The 18,930-nt window shown below is 70.8% G+C and carries 13 protein-coding genes and 1 pseudogene; 7 read left to right on the top strand and 7 right to left on the bottom strand.

Features of this window, described 5'->3' with window-relative positions:
* Positions 1–49 precede the first annotated feature (49 nt).
* Complete coding sequence (locus ABT078_RS18535; protein WP_351228905.1) at positions 50–1,153, bottom strand: zinc-dependent alcohol dehydrogenase family protein; 1,104 nt, start codon at positions 1,151–1,153, stop codon at positions 50–52.
* A gap of 223 nt (positions 1,154–1,376) precedes the next feature.
* Between ABT078_RS18535 and ABT078_RS18530 the strand changes: the two genes are divergently transcribed.
* Together ABT078_RS18530 and ABT078_RS18525 are read left to right on the top strand one after the other, a co-directional pair.
* Complete coding sequence (locus ABT078_RS18530) at positions 1,377–1,691, top strand: heavy-metal-associated domain-containing protein (RefSeq protein WP_351228903.1); 315 nt, start codon at positions 1,377–1,379, stop codon at positions 1,689–1,691.
* A 72-nt stretch (positions 1,692–1,763) separates the two neighbouring features.
* Complete coding sequence (locus ABT078_RS18525; RefSeq protein ID WP_351228900.1) at positions 1,764–4,229, top strand: heavy metal translocating P-type ATPase; 2,466 nt, start codon at positions 1,764–1,766, stop codon at positions 4,227–4,229.
* Between the two features lie 520 nt (positions 4,230–4,749).
* Here ABT078_RS18525 and ABT078_RS18520 read toward each other — a convergent pair.
* Positions 4,750–6,039 (bottom strand): citrate synthase, encoded by a 1,290-nt coding sequence (locus ABT078_RS18520; protein WP_351228898.1) that lies wholly within the window; start codon positions 6,037–6,039, stop codon positions 4,750–4,752.
* A gap of 166 nt (positions 6,040–6,205) precedes the next feature.
* Positions 6,206–8,434 (bottom strand): SF1B family DNA helicase RecD2, encoded by a 2,229-nt coding sequence (recD2, locus tag ABT078_RS18515; RefSeq protein ID WP_351228896.1) that lies wholly within the window; start codon positions 8,432–8,434, stop codon positions 6,206–6,208.
* 285 nt (positions 8,435–8,719) lie between these two features.
* Between recD2 and ABT078_RS18510 the strand changes: the two genes are divergently transcribed.
* Positions 8,720–9,250 carry a DUF937 domain-containing protein gene (locus ABT078_RS18510; protein WP_351228894.1) on the top strand — a complete coding sequence of 177 codons (531 nt, stop codon included), beginning with the start codon at positions 8,720–8,722 and terminating at the stop codon, positions 9,248–9,250.
* Between the two features lie 30 nt (positions 9,251–9,280).
* Here the strand turns inward: ABT078_RS18510 and ABT078_RS18505 are convergent, their stop codons facing one another.
* The 3 genes from ABT078_RS18505 to ABT078_RS18495 are packed head-to-tail and all read right to left on the bottom strand — an operon-like array spanning position 9,281 to position 12,425.
* On the bottom strand, positions 9,281–10,078 hold the full coding sequence (locus ABT078_RS18505) for a sugar phosphate isomerase/epimerase family protein (protein ID WP_351228946.1): 798 nt from the start codon (positions 10,076–10,078) through the stop codon (positions 9,281–9,283).
* 32 nt (positions 10,079–10,110) lie between these two features.
* Positions 10,111–11,277: a dihydrodipicolinate synthase family protein gene (locus tag ABT078_RS18500; protein ID WP_351228892.1), complete on the bottom strand. Its 1,167-nt coding sequence runs from the start codon at positions 11,275–11,277 to the stop codon at positions 10,111–10,113.
* Entirely contained in the window at positions 11,274–12,425 is a 1,152-nt protein-coding gene (locus ABT078_RS18495) for a Gfo/Idh/MocA family protein (RefSeq protein ID WP_351228890.1), read from the bottom strand. The genes ABT078_RS18500 and ABT078_RS18495 overlap by 4 nt, the downstream gene beginning before the upstream one ends.
* Before the next feature lie 160 nt (positions 12,426–12,585).
* Here ABT078_RS18495 and ABT078_RS18490 point away from each other — a divergent pair, with 160 nt between their 5' ends.
* The 3 genes and pseudogenes from ABT078_RS18490 to ABT078_RS18480 all read left to right on the top strand — a co-directional run.
* On the top strand, positions 12,586–13,653 hold the full coding sequence (locus ABT078_RS18490; protein WP_351228888.1) for a LacI family DNA-binding transcriptional regulator: 1,068 nt from the start codon (positions 12,586–12,588) through the stop codon (positions 13,651–13,653).
* Between the two features lie 237 nt (positions 13,654–13,890).
* Positions 13,891–14,835 carry a bifunctional helix-turn-helix transcriptional regulator/GNAT family N-acetyltransferase gene (locus tag ABT078_RS18485; RefSeq protein ID WP_351228886.1) on the top strand — a complete coding sequence of 315 codons (945 nt, stop codon included), beginning with the start codon at positions 13,891–13,893 and terminating at the stop codon, positions 14,833–14,835.
* A 32-nt stretch (positions 14,836–14,867) separates the two neighbouring features.
* Positions 14,868–15,503: pseudogene (locus tag ABT078_RS18480) on the top strand (sugar phosphate isomerase/epimerase family protein); the annotation flags it as partial.
* Here the strand turns inward: ABT078_RS18480 and ABT078_RS18475 are convergent.
* Entirely contained in the window at positions 15,493–16,452 is a 960-nt protein-coding gene (locus tag ABT078_RS18475; RefSeq protein ID WP_351228884.1) for an EamA family transporter, read from the bottom strand. The pseudogene ABT078_RS18480 and the gene ABT078_RS18475 overlap by 11 nt on opposite strands.
* A gap of 588 nt (positions 16,453–17,040) precedes the next feature.
* On the opposite strand from ABT078_RS18475, the gene ABT078_RS18470 reads away from it, so the two are divergent.
* Complete coding sequence (locus tag ABT078_RS18470) at positions 17,041–18,882, top strand: glycoside hydrolase family 3 protein (protein WP_351228882.1); 1,842 nt, start codon at positions 17,041–17,043, stop codon at positions 18,880–18,882.
* Positions 18,883–18,930 lie beyond the last annotated feature (48 nt).

The following is an 18,930-nucleotide window of genomic DNA, read 5'->3' as shown; positions in this document are numbered from 1 at the left end:
GGGCCCGTGTCCGGCCGGCGCGGGAACCGAGCCCCGTGCCGGCCGTTGCTCAGCCGCGGCCCGGCTCGATGATCGTCACGCCCGCCCCCGGGGTCGTACCCATGGCGGACAGCGCGGCCGGGGCGGCGTCCAGGGAGATCACCGAGGTGACCAGGAGGTCCGGCCTCAGCGCCCCCGAGCGGACCATCTCCAGCATCGGGCCGTAGGAGTGCGCGGCCATGCCATGACTGCCGAGGATCTCCAGCTCCTCCCCGATGACACGGCCCATCGGCATCACCGGGTCCCCGGCCGCCGAGGGCAGCAGGCCGACCTGCACATGCCGTCCCCGACGGCGCAGGCTCAGCACCGAGGCGACACAGGTGACCCCGGAGCCTAGGGCGTCGAGGGAGAGATGGGCACCCCCGCCCGTCAGGTCGCGCACCGCGTCGGCGGTACCACCGCCGCCGGCACCACTGCTGCCCGGGCCACAGCTCTCGGTGCCCGCACCGGCGCCCGTGAGCGCCGTGGCGTCCAAGCACTCCGCCGCGCCGAACTTGCGCGCCAGTTCGAGTGCCCGCGGTGAGACATCCACCGCGACCACCCGCGCCCCGCAGGCCGCCGCGATCATCACCGCGGACAGCCCCACTCCGCCGCAGCCGTGCACCGCGACCCATTCGCCGGGGGCCACCCTCCCCTGGGCCACCACGGCCCTGAAGGCGGTCGCGAAACGGCAGCCGAGCCCCGCCGCCGTCGCGAACGACAGTTCCTCGGGCACGGCCACCAGATTCACGTCCGCGTGCTCGAGCGCCACGTACTCGGCGAAGGAACCCCAGTGCGTGAATCCGGGCTGGGTCTGGCGCTCGCAGACCTGCTGGTCCCCCGCCGCGCAGGCGGCGCAGCGGCCGCAGGCGCAGACGAAGGGGACGGTGACCCGGTCGCCCGGACGCCAGCCGGCAACCCCGGGCCCCACCGCCTCGACGACTCCGGCGAGCTCGTGTCCGGGCACGTGCGGGAGGGAGATGTCCGGATCGTGGCCCATCCAGCCGTGCCAGTCGCTGCGACACAGCCCGGTGGCCTCGACACGCACGACCACGCCGTGTTCGGACGGGACCGGGTCCGGCACTGCGCGTACCTCGGCGACCTGCCCGTACTCCTCGAACACCACAGCCCTCATCGGCCCCGCCTTCCCTGGCTCCGCTGGAATCGGCTCGAACCTATCCATCCGAGTGCTGCCCGACACGCCACGATGGACTCGCATTCATACCCCCTAGGGGTATAATCTGGTGCCCGGAGAGGAGCCCCGGCGCCCCCGGGACCCTCCTGATGCGCCTGATGCACCATGACGTCGTTCCGCGAACTGATCGCGAAGCGCACACGGCTCGAAGAGGAGAACGCCCATGACCGTCGAGACGAAGACCGAGCTCCCCCAGGCCACCGGCTCCTGCTGTTCGCCCGCCGGCACCTGCCACGGCGGCGGCGCGGCGGACGCCGAGCAGGCCGGTGTCACCGCGGTGTACGAGGTGAAGGGCATGACCTGCGGCCACTGCGAGGGTGCGGTGTCGAGCGAGATCTCCGGGATCGCCGGTGTCACCTCGGTCAAGGCGGTCGCTGCCGCCGGGCAGGTCACCGTCGTGTCCGACACTCCGCTGGACGAGGCCGCGGTGCGCGCCGCGGTAGACGAGGCGGGCTACGAGCTCGTCGGCCAGGCCTGAGATCCATTCCCGGCCGGGCCGTATCGCCACAGCGCACGGCCCGGCCCGACCCCGCCCTTGGAGCCAGTACCCATGACCAGCATCGCAACCGAGACGCCGGACACGGGCACGTCCCGGGTCGAGCTCCTGATCGGCGGGATGACCTGCGCGTCGTGCGCGGCCCGCGTCGAGAAGAAGCTCAATCGCGTGGACGGCGTCACGGCGACGGTCAACTACGCGACCGAGAAGGCCCGCGTCGCCTACGGCGAGGGCACGGAGGTCGCCGACCTGATCGCCGTGGTCGAGAAGACCGGCTACACGGCCACGCCGCTGAGCGCCCCTGCCGTGGCCCCCGACACCGCGACCAGGGACACGACCGCCCTCCCTGACACCCCCGCGGACGTGATTGCCGTGCCGCGCCGCAGCGAGGACACCCCTCGTCCCGCGGCCGTCCGCGCGGCCGGCCACGCCCGGCCGCGGACCGCCGATCGGACGTACACGGCCGCGCAGGCCCGACCCGAGGCGGCCACCGAAGCACCGCGGCCCCAGGCCGCAGCCTCGGCCGCCCGAGCCGGAACCCGGCCCTCTGCCGACGACACCGCCGCCGCCCTGCGACAGCGCCTGCTGATATCCGCTCTGCTCGCCGCGCCCGTCATCCTGCTGGCCATGGTGCCCGTGCTCCAGTTCGACAACTGGCAGTGGCTCTCGCTCACCCTCGCCGCGCCCGTCGTCGTCTGGGGCGGACTGCCCTTCCATCGCGCCGCGTGGACCAACCTCCGGCACGGCGCGGCCACCATGGACACCCTCGTGTCCCTGGGCACCCTCGCCGCCTTCGGCTGGTCGCTCTGGGCGCTGTTCTTCGGGCATGCGGGCATGCCGGGCATGCGCCACGGATTCGACCTCGCCGTCATCCCCGGTGCCGGCCGCACCGACGCCGCATCGGCCATCTACCTCGAGGTCGCCGCCGGCGTCGTCACGTTCATCCTCCTCGGCCGCTATCTGGAGGCCCGCGCCAAGCGGAAGGCGGGCGCCGCCCTGCGCGCGATGCTGGAGCTGGGCGCCAAGGACGTCGCCGTGCTCAGGGGCGGTACGGAGACACGCGTCCCGGCCGCCCACCTCGTCGTCGGCGACCTGTTCGTCGTGCGCCCGGGCGAGAAGATCGCGACCGACGGAGTCGTCGTCGAGGGCATTTCGGCCGTCGACGCGTCCATGCTGACGGGCGAGTCCGTCCCGGTGGACGTGACCGTCGGCGACAACGTCACCGGTGCGACCGTCAACACCGCGGGCCGGCTCGTCGTGGAGGCCACCCGGATCGGCACCGACACCCAGCTGGCCCGGATGGCCCGGATGGTCGAGGACGCCCAGAACGGCAAGGCGCAGGTACAGCGTCTCGCCGACCGCATCTCGTCCGTCTTCGTCCCCGTCGTCCTGCTGATCGCCCTCGGCACAATGGTCGCCTGGCTGCTGGTCGCCGGCGACACGGCCGCCGCATTCACCGCTGCCGTCGCCGTGCTGATCATCGCCTGCCCCTGTGCGCTGGGGCTGGCCACGCCCACCGCCCTCATGGTCGGTACGGGCCGCGGGGCGCAGCTCGGCATCCTCATCAAGGGTCCCGAGGTCCTGGAGTCGACCCGCACGGTCGACACCGTCGTCCTCGACAAGACCGGAACGGTCACCACCGGCCGTATGCGCCTGCAGGACGTGTACGTCACCGGCCCCACCACAGAGGAGGAGCTGCTGCGGTTGGCGGGCGCCCTGGAGCACGCGTCCGAGCACCCTGTCGCCCGTGCCGTCGCCGACGGCGCGGCGGGCCGGCTCGGTTTCCCGCTCCCCGCCCCCGAGACCTTCGAGAACGTTCCCGGCCTCGGGGTACGTGGCACGGTCGACGGCCACACCGTGCTTGTCGGCCGCGCCCGCCTGCTCGAGGAGGCCGGCGTGGAGCCGCCGCACGAGCTGTCCGCGATCTCCGGACGTACCGCCGTCGCGGTCGCCTGGGACGGGAAGGCCCGCGGCATCCTGACCGTGGCCGACGCGGTCAGGGACACCAGCGCCGAGGCGGTCGCCCGGCTGCGCGCGCTGGGCCTGGAGCCCGTGCTGCTCACAGGCGACGAGCGCGGGGTCGCCGAGGCGGTCGCGGCCGGTGTCGGCATCGACGAGGTGTACGCCGAGGTGCTGCCGCAGGACAAGGTGGCCGCGATCCGGCGGCTTCAGGCGGAGGGCCGGACGGTCGCGATGGTGGGTGACGGCGTGAACGACGCCGCCGCACTGGCCACTGCCGACCTCGGTCTGGCCATGGGTACGGGCACGGACGCGGCCATCGAGGCCGGTGATCTCACGCTCGTACGGGGCGATCTGCGGGTCGCCGCAGACGCCATCCGGCTCTCGCGGCGGACCCTCGCCACCATCAAGGGGAACCTCTTCTGGGCCTTCGGCTACAACGTCGCGGCCCTGCCGCTGGCCGCCGCAGGACTGCTGAATCCCATGATCGCCGGATTCGCCATGGCTTTCTCGTCCGTTTTCGTGGTGAGCAACAGCCTGCGTCTGCGATCCTTCACGTGATACACAGGACCTTCACAAAGAGATCCAGATCACAGATATTTGTGGGTAACCATTCGGGCTCTTCGCGAGTCTAAGTGGGCGATGCCAGAACGTCTTGGGGGACGTTCATGGGATGTCTTGGGGGACGTTCCAGGCAAGCGTTGGCCGGGGCACGTAGACCGGGGAGCTTTGAGCGGCCCTCCCGACATACGTACCCCGGCAGACCGCGCGAAGAGCTTCTGCTGGGTACCAGCAGACGCCCGGGCCGGATCCCGTGGGGGGAATCCGCACCGGGGATATGGGAAGCGCCCCGCTCGCCGACCCGTGGGGGGATCGGCAGCGGGGCGCTTCTCGCTTTGTTCAGGAGACGCCGTCCTGCCCAGGAGGCGCCGTCGCCCCTGGGACACATCTCAGGAGCGACGCCCCCGGAGGACCGGCGTCAGCGGGCCTCGACCGGGGCCAAGTCCCGCAGGACCTCACCCCCGGCTGCGCCGGCCCGGGGACACCGACCGGACCCCCGGCAGCCGTCGGCCTTCAGCCGTCAGCGGGCCTCGACCGGGACGAAGTCCCGCAGGACCTCACCCGTGTAGATCTGGCGCGGGCGGCCGATACGGGAACCCGGCTCCTTGATCATCTCGTGCCACTGGGCGATCCAGCCGGGCAGCCGGCCGAGCGCGAACAGCACGGTGAACATCTCGGTGGGGAAGCCCATGGCCCGGTAGATCAGGCCGGTGTAGAAGTCCACGTTCGGGTAGAGCTTGCGCTCGACGAAGTAGTCGTCGGAGAGCGCGTGCTCCTCCAGCTTGAGGGCGATGTCCAGCAGCTCGTCGGACTTGCCGAGCGCGGAGAGCACATCGTGGGCCGCAGCCTTGATGATCTTGGCGCGCGGGTCGAAGTTCTTGTAGACCCGGTGGCCGAAGCCCATCAGGCGGACGCCGTCCTCCTTGTTCTTCACCTTGCGGATGAAGGTGTCGACGTCGCCGCCGGTGGCCGCGATGCCCTCGAGCATCTCCAGCACCGACTGGTTGGCGCCACCGTGCAGCGGGCCCCACAGGGCGGAGATGCCGGCGGAGATGGAGGCGAACATGTTCGCCTGCGACGAGCCGACCAGGCGCACGGTGGACGTCGAACAGTTCTGCTCGTGGTCCGCGTGCAGGATGAACAGCTTGTCGAGCGCGGCGACCACGACCGGGTCGAGCTCGTACTCCTGCGCCGGGACCGAGAAGGTCATCCGCAGGAAGTTCTCCACGTACCCGAGGTCGTTACGCGGGTAGACGAAGGGGTGGCCGATCGACTTCTTGTACGCGTACGCCGCGATCGTCGGCAGCTTGGCCAGCAGCCGGATCGTGGAGAGGTGGCGCTGCTTCTCGTCGAACGGGTTGTGGCTGTCCTGGTAGAACGTCGACAGCGCACTGACGACGGACGACAGCATCGCCATCGGGTGGGCGTCGCGCGGGAAGCCGTCGAAGAACCGCTTGACGTCCTCGTGCAGCAGCGTGTGCTGGGTGATCTCACCCCGGAACGCGGCCAGCTCGTCGACCGTCGGAAGCTCGCCGTTGATCAGCAGGTACGCCACCTCGAGGAAGGAGGAGCGCTCGGCCAGCTGCTCGATCGGGTAACCGCGGTAACGCAGGACGCCCTGCTCGCCGTCGAGGTAGGTGATCGCGGATTTATAGGCGGCTGTGTTGCCGTAACCGCTGTCCAGGGTCACCAGACCGGTCTGCGCCCGGAGCTTCCCGATGTCGAAGCCCTTGTCACCGACGGTGCTCTCGACCACCGGGTAGGTGTATTCACCGTCCGCGTACCGCAGTACTACAGAGTTGTCGCTCACGTCATCCCTCACCGACGTAGTCCTCTTCTTCGAGGTGCCCTGACTGTCTCTACCATCCCCCATTTGGCTGAGGAGAGTGCACTCGGGGTCGACCATTGGGTCACTTGGCGGCACTCAGTGCCTCCAACCTGCTCATCGTGCCCCCTTCGCCCTGGTTCCGGAAGACTTAGGTGATCTTTCCCACGAAGCCTTCACCTGACAGCCGGTGATCGAGTGCGGTAAAGCGCCTGCCTGCGGAAACGGTGCGCACCGCCTGCCCTATGGCCTTACGGGAGCCGACGAGGACCACGAGCTTCTTCGCACGGGTGACGGCCGTGTACAGCAGATTCCGCTGGAGCATCATCCAGGCGCCGGTGGTGACCGGGATCACGACCGCCGGATACTCGCTGCCCTGGGAGCGGTGGATCGTCACGGCGTACGCATGCGCGAGCTCGTCCAGTTCGTCGAAGTCGTAGGGCACCTCCTCGTCCTCGTCCGTCAGCAACGTCAGCCGCTGATCGACCGGATTGAGCGAGGTCACCACGCCGACCGTGCCGTTGAAGACTCCGTTCTTCCCCTTCTCGTAATTGTTGCGAATCTGAGTGACCTTGTCGCCGACGCGGAAGACCCTGCCGCCGAGCCGCTTCTCGGGCAGGTCGGGGCGGGCGGGAGTGATCGCCTGCTGAAGCAGCCCGTTGAGGGTGCCCGCGCCGGCCGGTCCGCGGTGCATGGGGGCGAGCACCTGCACATCGCGCCGCGGGTCCAGGCCGAACCGGGCCGGGATGCGCCGCGCCGCGACGTCCACGGTGAGTCTGCCCGCCTCCTCGGTGTCGTCCTCGACGAAGAGGAAGAAGTCGTCGAGGCCCTGGGTGAGGGGCTGTGTCCCGGAGTTGATGCGGTGGGCGTTGGTCACGACCCCGGACTGCTGGGCCTGCCGGAAGATCCGGGTCAGCCGGACGCTCGGCACCGGCCCGGAGTCGGCCAGCAGATCCCGCAGCACCTCTCCCGCGCCCACGCTCGGGAGCTGGTCCACATCCCCGACCAGGAGCAGATGCGCACCCGGGGCCACGGCCTTCACCAGCTTGTTGGCAAGGAGCAGATCCAGCATGGACGCCTCGTCCACGACCACCAGGTCGGCGTCGAGCGGCCGGTCCCGGTCGTAGGCCGCGTCGCCGCCCGGCTTGAGCTCCAGCAGCCGGTGCACGGTGGACGCCTCGGCGCCCGTGAGCTCGGCGAGCCGCTTCGCCGCCCGGCCAGTCGGAGCGGCGAGCACCACCTTGGCTCTCTTGGCACGGGCCAGCTCGACGATCGATCGGACCGTGAAGGACTTTCCACAGCCCGGGCCTCCGGTGAGGACGGCCACCTTCCGGGTGAGCGCGAGGCGCACGGCCTGCTCCTGTTCGGGGGCCAGCTCCGTGCCCGTGCGGTCCGCGAGCCAGGCCAGTGCCTTGTCCCAGGCCACGTCGTGGAAGGCCGGCATGCGGTCCTCGTCCGTGCGCAGCAGCCGTATCAGCTGCGCGGAGAGGGACAGCTCGGCACGGTGGAACGGCACCAGATAGACCGCGGTGAGGGGATCCCCGCCGTCCGGAGCGGGGACCTGCTCCCGCACGACTCCTTCGTCGTCGGCAGCGAGCTCGGCGAGGCAGTCGATGACCAGGCCGGTGTCGACCTGGAGCAGCTTCACGGCATCGGCGATGAGCTGCTCCTGCGGGAGGAAGCAGTGGCCCTGGTCCGTGGACTGCGACAGGGCGTACTGCAAACCGGCCTTGACCCGGTCGGGGCTGTCGTGAGGAATGCCGACGGCCTGGGCGATCCGGTCGGCGGTGAGGAAGCCGATGCCCCAGACATCTGCCGCGAGGCGGTAGGGCTGGTTCTTCACGACCGAGATCGAGGCGTCACCGTACTTCTTGTAGATCCGCACGGCGATGGAGGTGGAGACGCCAACACCCTGGAGGAAGACCATGACTTCCTTGATGGCCTTCTGCTCCTCCCAGGCGGCGCCGATCATTTTCGTCCGCTTCGGGCCGAGGCCGGGGACCTCGATGAGCTTCTCGGGCTCCTTCTCGATGATGTCGAGGGTGTCGGCCCCGAAGTGGTCGACGATCCGCTCGGCGATTCTGGGGCCGATGCCCTTGATGAGGCCGGAGCCGAGATAGCGGCGGATGCCCTGGACCGTGGCGGGGAGGACCGTCGTGTAGTTCTCGACGCTGAACTGCTTGCCGTACTGGGGATGGGAGCCCCAGCGGCCCTCCATGCGCAGTGATTCGCCCGGCTGCGCGCCGAGGAGCGAGCCGACCACTGTGAGGAGCTCACCGCCGCCGCGGCCGGTGTCGACGCGGGCGACCGTGTACCCGTTCTCCTCGTTGGCGTAGGTGATCCGCTCCAGGACCCCTTCGACCACTGCCAGATTGGACATGATCCGACGCTACCGCCCCGGTCGGACAGTCGGCCGTGCCGGTGGAAAACTCCGCGGCCACCTGGGTCCGCACAGGTCCCGGAGAGTTCAAGGGGCCCGGTCACATGACCGGGCCCCGCTCACTCCCCCTCCGGCAGAGCTCCCCAGATCCCCCCAGATCCCTCCCCAGGAGCCCTGACGCCAAGTACGACTCTTCTCACCCCGGAAGGGTTGCACGACTGCGGGCAGTTATTTTTGCGGAATCTCGAAATGCCGACATACCGGGGCACCCTTAGCGTTTTCACCATGAGTAACGATGCGTTTCAGCAGGACGTACTGAACGAGCTGGGGGACGACCGGCTCCACGAGATCGCGGGCCTGCTCGGCACGGACCCGGGGGAGGCTTCGAACCTCGTGGACACGTCCGTGTCCGCGCTCTCCGGAGGCCTGCGGGAGGCCGCCGCGACACCGGAGCACGCGGAGGAGGTGCGACAGGCCGTCTCCGAGGTGACCGAACCTCCGCTCGAGGGCGTCGCGACCCTCGGCGGCGGGCTGCTGAGCGGCAGTCTGATGGCGGGCGTGCTCTCACGGCTGGCCAGACCCGCCGCCGCGGCGGTCGCCAAGAAGACGGGCCTTCCCCTGGCCACGGTCAGCCGGGTGCTCGAACTGCTGGTTCCCGTGATCCTGACCGTCCTCACGAAGCGCGCGGCACAACGCAGGTCGGCCGGGGCGGCGCCCGGGGTCTCCGGGGCCGCTTCCGGCTCGCCCGGTACCTCTCAGGGCAGTCTCGGCGAGGTGCTGGGCGACCTGTTGGGCGGCGGCCCCAGGAAGCAGTGATCCACCGCGCCCCAGGGCCGTCCCGGCGAGCTACAGCGCGTGCCGGACGTAGCGCGCCGCCGTCTCCGCCAGCAGCACGGCCCCGTCGAGCGTCCACAGCTCGTCGTTGAAGAGCTCCACCTCGACCGGGCCCGTGTAGCCCGCCGCGTCGACGCGTTCGCACCATGCGCGCAGGTCGATCGCGCCCTCGCCCAACTGCCCCCTGCCGTTGAGCACCCCCTTCGGCAACGGAGTGATCCAGTCCGCCAGTTGGAACGAGTGGATCCGCCCGCCCGCGCCGGCGCGCTCGACCGCCGCGGGCGCCTGGTCGTCCCACCAGATGTGGTAGGTGTCCACGACGACGCCGACCTGCTCGGCGGGGAAGCGTTCGGCGAGGTCGAGGGCCTGGGTGAGCGTGGAGACGGCGCAGCGGTCCGCCGCGAACATCGGGTGCAGCGGTTCGATCGCCAGCCGCACACCCCGCTCCCCTGCGTACGGCGCGAGTTCGCCCAGCGCGTCCGCGATGCGCTCGCGCGCGCCCGGCAGGTCCTTGCTGCCGGGCGGCAGCCCGCCCGAGACGAGGACGAGCGTGTCCGTGCCCAGGGCGGCCGCCTCGTCGACGGCCGCGCGGTTGTCGTCCAGGGCCTGTGCCCGCTCCGCGGGGTCGGTCGCCGTGAAGAAGCCCCCACGGCAGAGTGTGGTGACCGTGAGTCCCGCGTCCCGCACGAGCTTGGCGGCGGCATCGATGCCGTACGCCTGCACCGGTTCGCGCCACAGGCCGACGCCGGGCACACCGAGCCGTACACAGGCCTCCGTGAGCTCAGGCAGCGTGAGTTGCTTGACGGTCATCTGGTTGATGCTGAACCGGGAAAGGCTGTGGGTCACCGTGCTACTCCGTACACCGTGAGCAGGGATCGCATCCGGGCCTCGGCCAGCGCCGGGTCGGGGAACAGCCCCAGCCCGTCCGCCAGTTCGTAGGCCCGTGCGAGATGCGGCAGGGATCGCGCGGACTGCAGGCCGCCGACCATCGTGAAGTGGGACTGATGGCCCGCCAGCCATGCCAGCAGGACGACTCCTGTCTTGTAGAAGCGGGTCGGCGCTTCGAAGAGGTGGCGGGACAGTTCGACCGTCGGGTCGAGAAGTTCACGGAAGCCCTTGGCGTCGCCGGTGTCCAGGACGCGTACGGCTTCGGCCGCCACCGGCCCCAAAGGGTCGAAGATCCCGAGCAGGGCGTGGCTGAAGCCCTGGTCGTCACCCGCGATCAGCTCGGGGTAGTGGAAGTCGTCGCCCGTGTAGCAGCGCACGCCGTCGGGCAGGCGCCGTCGCAGGTCGACCTCGCGCTGCGCGTCCAGCAGCGAGATCTTGACTCCGTCGACCTTGTCCGGGTGCTCGGCGATGACCTGGAGAAAGGTCTCGGTGGCCTTGTCGAGGTCCGCGCTGCCCCAGTAACCGTCCAGAGCGGGATCGAACATCGGTCCGAGCCAGTGCAGAATGACCGGCTCGCTCGCCTGCCGCAGCAGGTGCCCGTAGACGGTCAGATAGTCCTCCGGGGTGCGAGCGGCCACGGCCAGGGCCCTGGAGGCCATGAGGATCGCCTGCGCCCCGCTCTCCTCGACGAGCGCGAGCTGCTCCTCGTAGGCCGCGCGCACGGCCTCGAGGTCCGCGCGGGCGCCCGTGAGCTGGTCGGTTCCGGCTCCGCACGCGATGCGGCCCCCGACCGCCTTCGCCTCGGCGGCCGAGCGCCGGATGAGCTCCGCGGCACCCGCCCAGTCCAGCCCCATTCCCCGCTGCGCGGTGTCCATGGCCTCCGCGACGCCCAGCCCGTGCGCCCACAGGTGACGCCGGAAGGCGAGGGTGGCGTCCCAGTCGACAGCGGCGGGGCCTTCGGGGCTGGTGAACGCGTACGGCTCGGCGACGACGTGGGCCGCCGAGAAGACCGTACGGGAGGCGAGCGGAGCACCACCTGCACAGTAGGCGGTGCTGGTGCGTTCGGCGCGCGGCTCGTACGTGCGGAGCGTGCCGTCGCCGCCCGGCAGCAGAATCGTCACAGCGTCAGCTCCGGAACGTCGAGCCGGCGTCCCTCCGCCGACGACCTCAGTCCGAGCTCGGCGAGCTGCACGCCGCGCGCGCCGGCGAGCAGATCCCAGTGGTACGGCTCCCCGAGGGCGACATGGCGCAGGAAGAGCTGCCACTGGGCCTTGAACCCGTTGTCGAAGTCCGTGTTGTCCGGCACTTCCTGCCACTGGTCGCGGAACGACTCGGTGGCGGGAAGATCCGGGTTCCACACGGGCTTCGGCGTCGCACTGCGGTGCTGTGCGCGGCACCGCCGCAGCCCGGCGACGGCCGAGCCGTGCGTGCCGTCGACCTGGAACTCGACGAGCTCGTCGCGGTTCACGCGCACCACCCAGGAGGAGTTGATCTGGGCGACGACCCCGCCCTCCAGCCGGAAAACGGCGTACGCGGCGTCGTCGGCCGTCGCCGCGTAGGGCTTGCCCCGCTCGTCCCACCGCTGCGGGATGTGGGTCACGACCTGCGCCTGAACGCTCGTCACCCGGCCGAACAGCTCGTGCAGTACATACTCCCAGTGCGGGAACATGTCGACGACGATGCCGCCGCCGTCCTCGGAGCGGTAGTTCCACGAGGGCCGCTGGGCCTCCTGCCAGTCCCCCTCGAAGACCCAGTAGCCGAACTCTCCCCTGACGGAGAGGATCTCCCCGAAGAAGCCGCCCTCCACGAGGCGCTTCAGCTTCAGCAGTCCCGGAAGGAAGATCTTGTCCTGGACGACGCCATGCCTGATGCCGGCGGCGCGGGCGAGCCGGGCCAGTTCGAGGGCGCCTGCGACATCGGTCGCGGTGGGCTTCTCCGTGTAGATGTGCTTGCCCGCGGCGATCGCCTTCTTGATCGCCTCGACGCGCGCCGAGGTGACCTGGGCGTCGAAGTAGATGTCGACGGACGGGTCGTCGAGCACCGCTTCCAGGTCCGTGGACCACTCCGTCAGCCCGTGGCGCTCGGCGAGCTCACGCAGGGCCTGCTCACGGCGGCCCACCAGGACGGGCTCGGGCCAGAGGATCTCGCCGTCGCCGAGGTCGAGGCCGCCCTGCTCACGGATCGCGAGGAGGGAGCGCACAAGGTGCTGCCGGTATCCCATGCGTCCCGTAACGCCGTTCATGGCGATCCGCACTGTCCTGCGTGTCACGAAGATGCCTCCATGTTCCGCCGTCCCCTCGTTTCCTTGCGTCCTCGTGTCTTCGATACGGTCGCGAAACGGTGACAGCAAGCGCTTTCTATGCGCTATGACGCTAGCCTGCGCACAGTGGCCCTGCAAGGGCTCAGCCCGATCTCCCCGGAGGAAAGCGATGACAGTCACGCTGGCGGATGTGGCGGCCCGCGCCCGGGTGTCCCCGGCGACCGTCTCCCGGGTACTCAACGGCAACTACCCCGTCGCCGCGACGACCCGGGAGCGGGTGCTCCGCGCCGTCGACGAGCTGGACTACGTCCTGAACGGGCCGGCCAGCTCGCTCGCCGCGGCCACGTCCGACCTGGTCGGCATCCTGGTCAACGACATCGCCGACCCGTTCTTCGGGATCATGGCCGGAGCCGCGCAGACCGCGATCGGCGAAGGGGCTTCCGGGCGGGCAGGCGGCGAGAAGCTGGCGGTCGTCTGCAACACGGGCGGCTCCCCCGAACGCGAACTGACCTACCTCACCCTGCTGCAGCGGCAACGGGCCGCGGCGGTCGTCCTCACCGGAGGGGCGCTGGAGGGCCCGGAGCACATCGCCGCGATGTCGGCGAAGCTGGCGCGGCTCGCGGACGCGGGTACGACGGTGGTGCTGTGCGGCCGGCCGCCCATGCCGGGCGGGTCCGTCACGGCGACCCTCGCCTTCGACAACCGGGGCGGCGGGCGGCGGCTCACCGAGCACCTGATCACGCTGGGGCATCGGCGGATCGGGTACGTGGCGGGACCCGCGGAGCGGACGACGACCCGGCACCGGCTCGAGGGCCACCGGGCGGCACTCGCCGCGGCGGGGCTCGACAAGGCCGCCGGGGATCAGGCACTGCTCACCGTGCACGGCTCGTACGACCGGCGTTCGGGCTACGACGCCACGCTGGAGCTGCTGCGCCGCGACCCGGATCTGACGGCGGTCGTCGCCGCCAACGACACGGTGGCGCTGGGCGCCTGCGCCGCTCTGCGGGATCAGGGCCTGCGCATTCCGGAGGACGTCTCGGTGGCGGGCTTCGACGACCTGCCGTTCTCGGTGGACGCGGTCCCGGCCCTGACGACGGTACGGCTGCCGCTGCACGACGCAGGAACACGGGCAGGGCGGCTGGCCATGGGCAAGGAGACGCCTCCGCCCGGGGGCATCGCGACGATCGGTGCGGAGCTCATGGCACGGGCGTCGACGGCACCGCCGAAGAGGGGGTAAAGGGCCGGATCCGGCCCGAGGTCCGAGGTCCGAGGCCCGAGGTCCGAGGCCCGAGGCCCGAGGTCCGAGGCCCGGCGCGAGGGCGGATCGGAACGGAGCGGGGTGGGCGAACAAGGGCCCGGGGGCGGGCCCGACGGGGCGCGGCAGGGCTCGGAAGCAGAGTTGTCCACAGGCCTTGCCGGGCATCTCCACCCCCACCTAGCCTTGACTCGGTCAACGAAAAATGGGGGCTGGATCATGGCCGTTCACGAGGTCCGCGCTTTCAACCGCTTCTACACGAACCTCATCGGCGCGCTCGACTACAGCAAACACCTGTACACGCCGTACACATTGACCGAGTCGCGCGTTCTGTACGAGCTGGCGCACGCCCCGCGCACCGATGCCGCCGACCTCCGGATGGAGCTCTCCCTGGACGCGGGGTATCTGAGCCGGCTGCTCGGCAAGTTCGAGCGCGACGGTCTGGTCGAGCGGGCCCCGTCGGAGGCGGACTCTCGGCGCCAGCGCATCACGCTCACCGAGCGCGGACGCGAGGCGACCGCGCTGCTGGACGAGCGGTCGCGGGAGGCCGTCGGCAAGTTGCTGTCCGCCGTGCCGGCGGACGACCGGCCCCGTCTGACGGAGGCGATGCGCACGGTGCGGGAGATACTGGGCGAGGCCCGCCCCGACCGGGATCGGCACCGCACGGGCCCCGTGCTGCGCGACCCCGTCCCCGGCGATCTGGGCTGGATCGTCCAGCGCCACGGCGCGCTCTACGCCGCGGAGTTCGGGTGGAACGCCGACTTCGAAGGCTTGGTCGCCCGCATAGTCGCCGACTTCGCCCAGGACCACGACCCGCATCTGGAGCGGGTGTGGATAGCGGACATGGACGGCCGCCAGGTCGGTTCGGTGATGTGTGTACGGGACGAGGCGCCGGCCACCGCCCGGCTGAGACTGCTGCTGGTCGAGCCGGAGGCGCGCGGGCACGGCCTCGGGGACCGGCTGGTCGGCGCGGTCGTGGACTTCGCCCGCGAGGTCGGCTACCGGGAACTGGTGCTGTGGACGAACGATGCACTCGGCGCCGCCCGCAAGATCTACCAGCGCGCCGGGTTCACCCTCGTCGCCGAGAAGCCCCACCGTTCGTACGGGGTGGATCTGATCGGCCAGGACTGGCGGCTCCCCCTCCAGGAAGGATCACCCCAGTGAGGCCCGCCTTCTCGACGCTCGGGGTTCCCGGGATGCCCGTTTCCGAAGTGGCCGCCCTCGCCGCCGCGGCCGGCTACCAGGGAGTGGAACTGCGGGCCCACCCGGAGGAGCCGGTCCACCCGGGCATCGGCGCGCGCGAACGGGCCGCGGTGGTGGATGAGTTCGCCCGCGCAGGCGTGGAGATCCTGACAGTCGCCGGCTACGCCCGGGTGGCGTCCCCTGGCGACGACGAGGCCGTGCGCCACGAGCTCCACGAACTGCTGAGGCTGGCGAGGGACTTGGGAGCCTCGTTCATACGGGTCTTCCCGGGCGGCGGCGACCAGGACCAGGGGACGGCGGACGCGACCGCCGCGCGCCGGCTGGCCGCGGCGGCGGAGACCGCGGCGGACCTGGGCGTGCGGATCCTGCTGGAGACGCACGACTCGCACCGCACGGGTGCGGCGGTGTCCCGAGTCCTGGGCACGGTCGGCCATCGGCACGTGGGCGCGCTGTGGGATGTCATGCACCCCTGGCTGGACGGCGAGGCCCCGGCCACCACGCATGCCGCCCTCGCCCCGTTCCTCGGTTATATCCAGGTCAAGGACGTCGCCTCGCGGGAGGACCTCGGCCCACTCCCCCTCGGTGCCGGCGTCCTGCCTCTCGCCGAGTGCGTGACCCTCACGGGCGAGGAGGGCTGGGTCTGCTGGGAGTACGAGAAGCGCTGGCATCCGCAGGCGCCGGACCTGCCGGGGCTGCTGCCGGCGGGGAGGAAGCACCTGGAGTCGCTGTCCGCGCCAGGGAGGTGAGCGCGACACCGCCGACGAGGAGGGCCGCCGCGCACCAGCGGAGGGGAGTGACCGACTCGTCCAGGAACAGGGCGGCGGACGACATACCGAAGACGGGCACGAGGAGGGAGAACGGGGCCACCGACGAGGCGGGGTGGCGGCGGATGAGCCAGCCCCAGGCCCCGAAGCCGAAGATCGTGGTGATCCAGGCGACATAGACGATGACGCCGACGCCCGGCCAGTCGAGGGCGCGGAGTGCGGCGAGGTCCCGGTCGGGGCCCTCCATCAGAAGGGAGAGGAGAACCAGGGGCAGTACGGGGACGACCGACACCCAGACCATGAAATTGAGGGCGTCGGGCGGGGATGCCTTGCGGGTCAGGACATTGGAGACGCCCCAGCAGGCCGCCGCGGCGATCACGAGGCCGAAGCCGGTCAACGGGCCAGAGCCGCCTTCGTCGACCGCTGCCACCGCGATGCCCGAGAGGGCGATGAGCATGCCGAGCGCGCGCGTTCTTCCCGGCCGCTCGCCCAAGGCCAGGAACGCGAAGAGCGCGGTGAAGACGGCCTGGATCTGAAGGATCAGGGAGGACAGTCCGGCCGGTGCGCCTTCGTTCATGCCGGTGAAGAGCAGCCCGAACTTGGCCACGCCCAGCACCATGCCGACGGCGATGATCCACTTCCAGGCCACCTTGGGGCGGCCGACGAAGAACACCGCAGGGAGAGCGGCGACCAGGAAACGCAGGGCCGAGAAGAGGAGAGGGGGGAAGTGATCGAGGCCGATCTCGACGACAACGAAGTTCACGCCCCAGACCGCGGCGACGAGGGCGGCGAGAGCGACATGGGAGGGGCGCATGCGTCGAGCCTCGCCTGCGGCAACCATGTAGCACCAGCGCGGATTGCTACCTGGTCGGTGGAAGCAACGCTAAAGGGCAGTCGTCGGCAGGTTCATGAGACGGGGCCACATCGGCATCATCCGCACCTATGCCCAGGAACAAGAGGAATCTTCGCAATGCGGGGAACCTGCGGCGCTCCCGCACCGTCCAAGTGCCGTCCTGCCGGTGAGTCACCGCAGCGTGGTGTCGGCCCTCGCTGTCGGCTGCGATCGCTGACTCCCCTCTCCAACCGCCTGCGGCCGGCAGGGCACACCGCCACCGGCGCACCCCCTCCCTGGCGCCGGTGGCGGCCCTCCCGGCCCCGGCCCGGGTCGCCCAGCCCCGGCCCGACCTCCGGCTCGGACCCCGGTTCGCCCAGCCTCCGCCTTCCGCTCCGGCCTCGGCCCCGGCTCCGGCTCCGGCTCCGGCTCCGCTCACCCTGCCTCCGACGCCGCCCGCTCCGACACGCCACGTCCGCGCACCGCCCTTCCCTGTCACATCCCTTGACTGGCAGTTACTTTCCGGATATCCGTGGCTCCTTGGAAGTTTCCTTCACGGGAGGATCATCAGTGCAGGACCGGACCACCCCCTCCAGACGTACTCTCCTCGCCGCGACCGCCGCCGGAGCCGCGGCCGTCGCTCTCGCTCCGGCATCCGCCCTCGCTTCCGGCCGGGGCAACGCCGAAGCCGCCACGCGCGACCACCTCAAGCGCCTCATCTCCCGGATGAGCCTGGAGGAGAAGGTCGGCCAGCTCTTCGTCATGCGGGTGTACGGGCACTCCGCCACCGCGCCCGACCAGGCCGACATCGACGCCAACCTCACGGAGATCGGCGTCAGGACCGCCGCCGAGCTGATCGAGCGTTACCACGTGGGCGGCATCATCTACTTCGCCTGGGCGCACAACACCCGCGATCCCCACCAGATCGCCGACCTCTCCAACGGCATCCAGCAGGCGGGCCTCGCCCAGCCCACTCCCCTGCCCCTGCTGATCTCCACCGACCAGGAGCACGGCATCGTCGCCCGGGTCGGAAAGCCCGCGACTCTGATGCCCGGCGCGATGGCGCTCGGAGCCGGCGGTTCGCGCTCACGAGCCCGCGAGGCCGCCCGGATCGCGGGCGCCGAGCTCGCCGCGATGGGCATCACACAGAACTACGCGCCGGTCGCCGATGTGAACGTGAATCCGGCCAACCCCGTGATCGGCGTTCGCTCCTTCGGCGCCGACCCGCAGGCCGTGGCCGGGCTCGTCGCCGCCCAGGTCCGCGGCTACCAGGGCGCGGGTATCGCTTCCACGTCCAAGCACTTCCCGGGGCACGGCGACACCAAGGACGACAGCCACTACGCCCTGCCCACCATCCACCACACGCGTGAGCAGTGGAACGAGCTGGACGCACCGCCGTTCCGTGCGGCCATCGCCGCCGGGATCGACTCGATCATGACCGCGCACATCGTGGTCCCCGCGCTCGACCCGAGCGAGGACCCGGCGACGCTCTCCCGGCCCATCCTGACGGGCGTCCTGCGCGAGGAACTCGGCTACGACGGGGTCGTGGTCACGGACTCGCTCACCATGGCCGGAGTGCGCCAGAAGTACGGCGACGAACGCGTCCCCGTGCTCGCGCTGAAGGCGGGCTGCGACCAGCTGCTCAACCCGCCGAGTCTGAGCATCGCCTGGAACGCCGTCCTCGAAGCGGTCAGGAGCGGCGAGCTGACCGAGCAGCGCATCGAGGAATCGATCCTGCGCATCCTCCTCCTGAAGGCGAAACTCGGTCTGTTCCGCGACCGGTTCGTCTCGCACAAGGGCGTGGACCGCACGGTCGGCACCCGCAGCCACCTCGCCGCCGCCGACCGGATCGCCGAGGAGACCACCACCCTGCTGGCGAACGAGAACGGCTTCCTGCCGCTCTCTCCCCGCAGCCACGCCGACGTCCTCGTCGTCGGCGCCGACCCGGCGTCCCCCTCCGGCACGACCGGTCCGCCCACCACCACCCTTGCCAAGGCCTTCACCGAGCAGGGCTTCACCACCACGGCGCTGTCCACCGGCATCACGCCGACCGCTGCGAAGATCGACGAGGCGGTGGCCGCGGCGGCCGGCAAGGACGTCGTGGTCGTCGGTACGTACAACGTCTCGGCGACCAGCCCTCAGCGCACGCTCGTGTCCCGGCTCGTCGCGACCGGCGTTCCGGTGGTCACGGTCGCCATCCGCAACCCGTACGACATCGCCCAGTTGACCGGCGCGGGTGTCGCCGCCTCGCTCGCCGCGTACAGCTGGACGGACGTGGAACTGCGCGCCGCCGTCCGGGTGATCGCGGGCCGCGCGGAACCGGAGGGCAGACTGCCGGTACCCGTGCAGCGTGCGGACGATCCGGCACAGGTGCTGTACCCCGTCGGTCACGGTCTGACGTATCGGACGTAGCGCGGCGTACGCCGCACCACCGGCGCACGACCCCCGCACGACGGAAAG

The organism is Streptomyces sp. NPDC002133 (genome assembly GCF_040296405.1).
In the GTDB taxonomy this organism is placed as follows: domain Bacteria; phylum Actinomycetota; class Actinomycetes; order Streptomycetales; family Streptomycetaceae; genus Streptomyces.
Note: the sequence above shows the minus strand (reverse complement) of the source record. Positions and strands in the feature narration are given on the sequence as shown.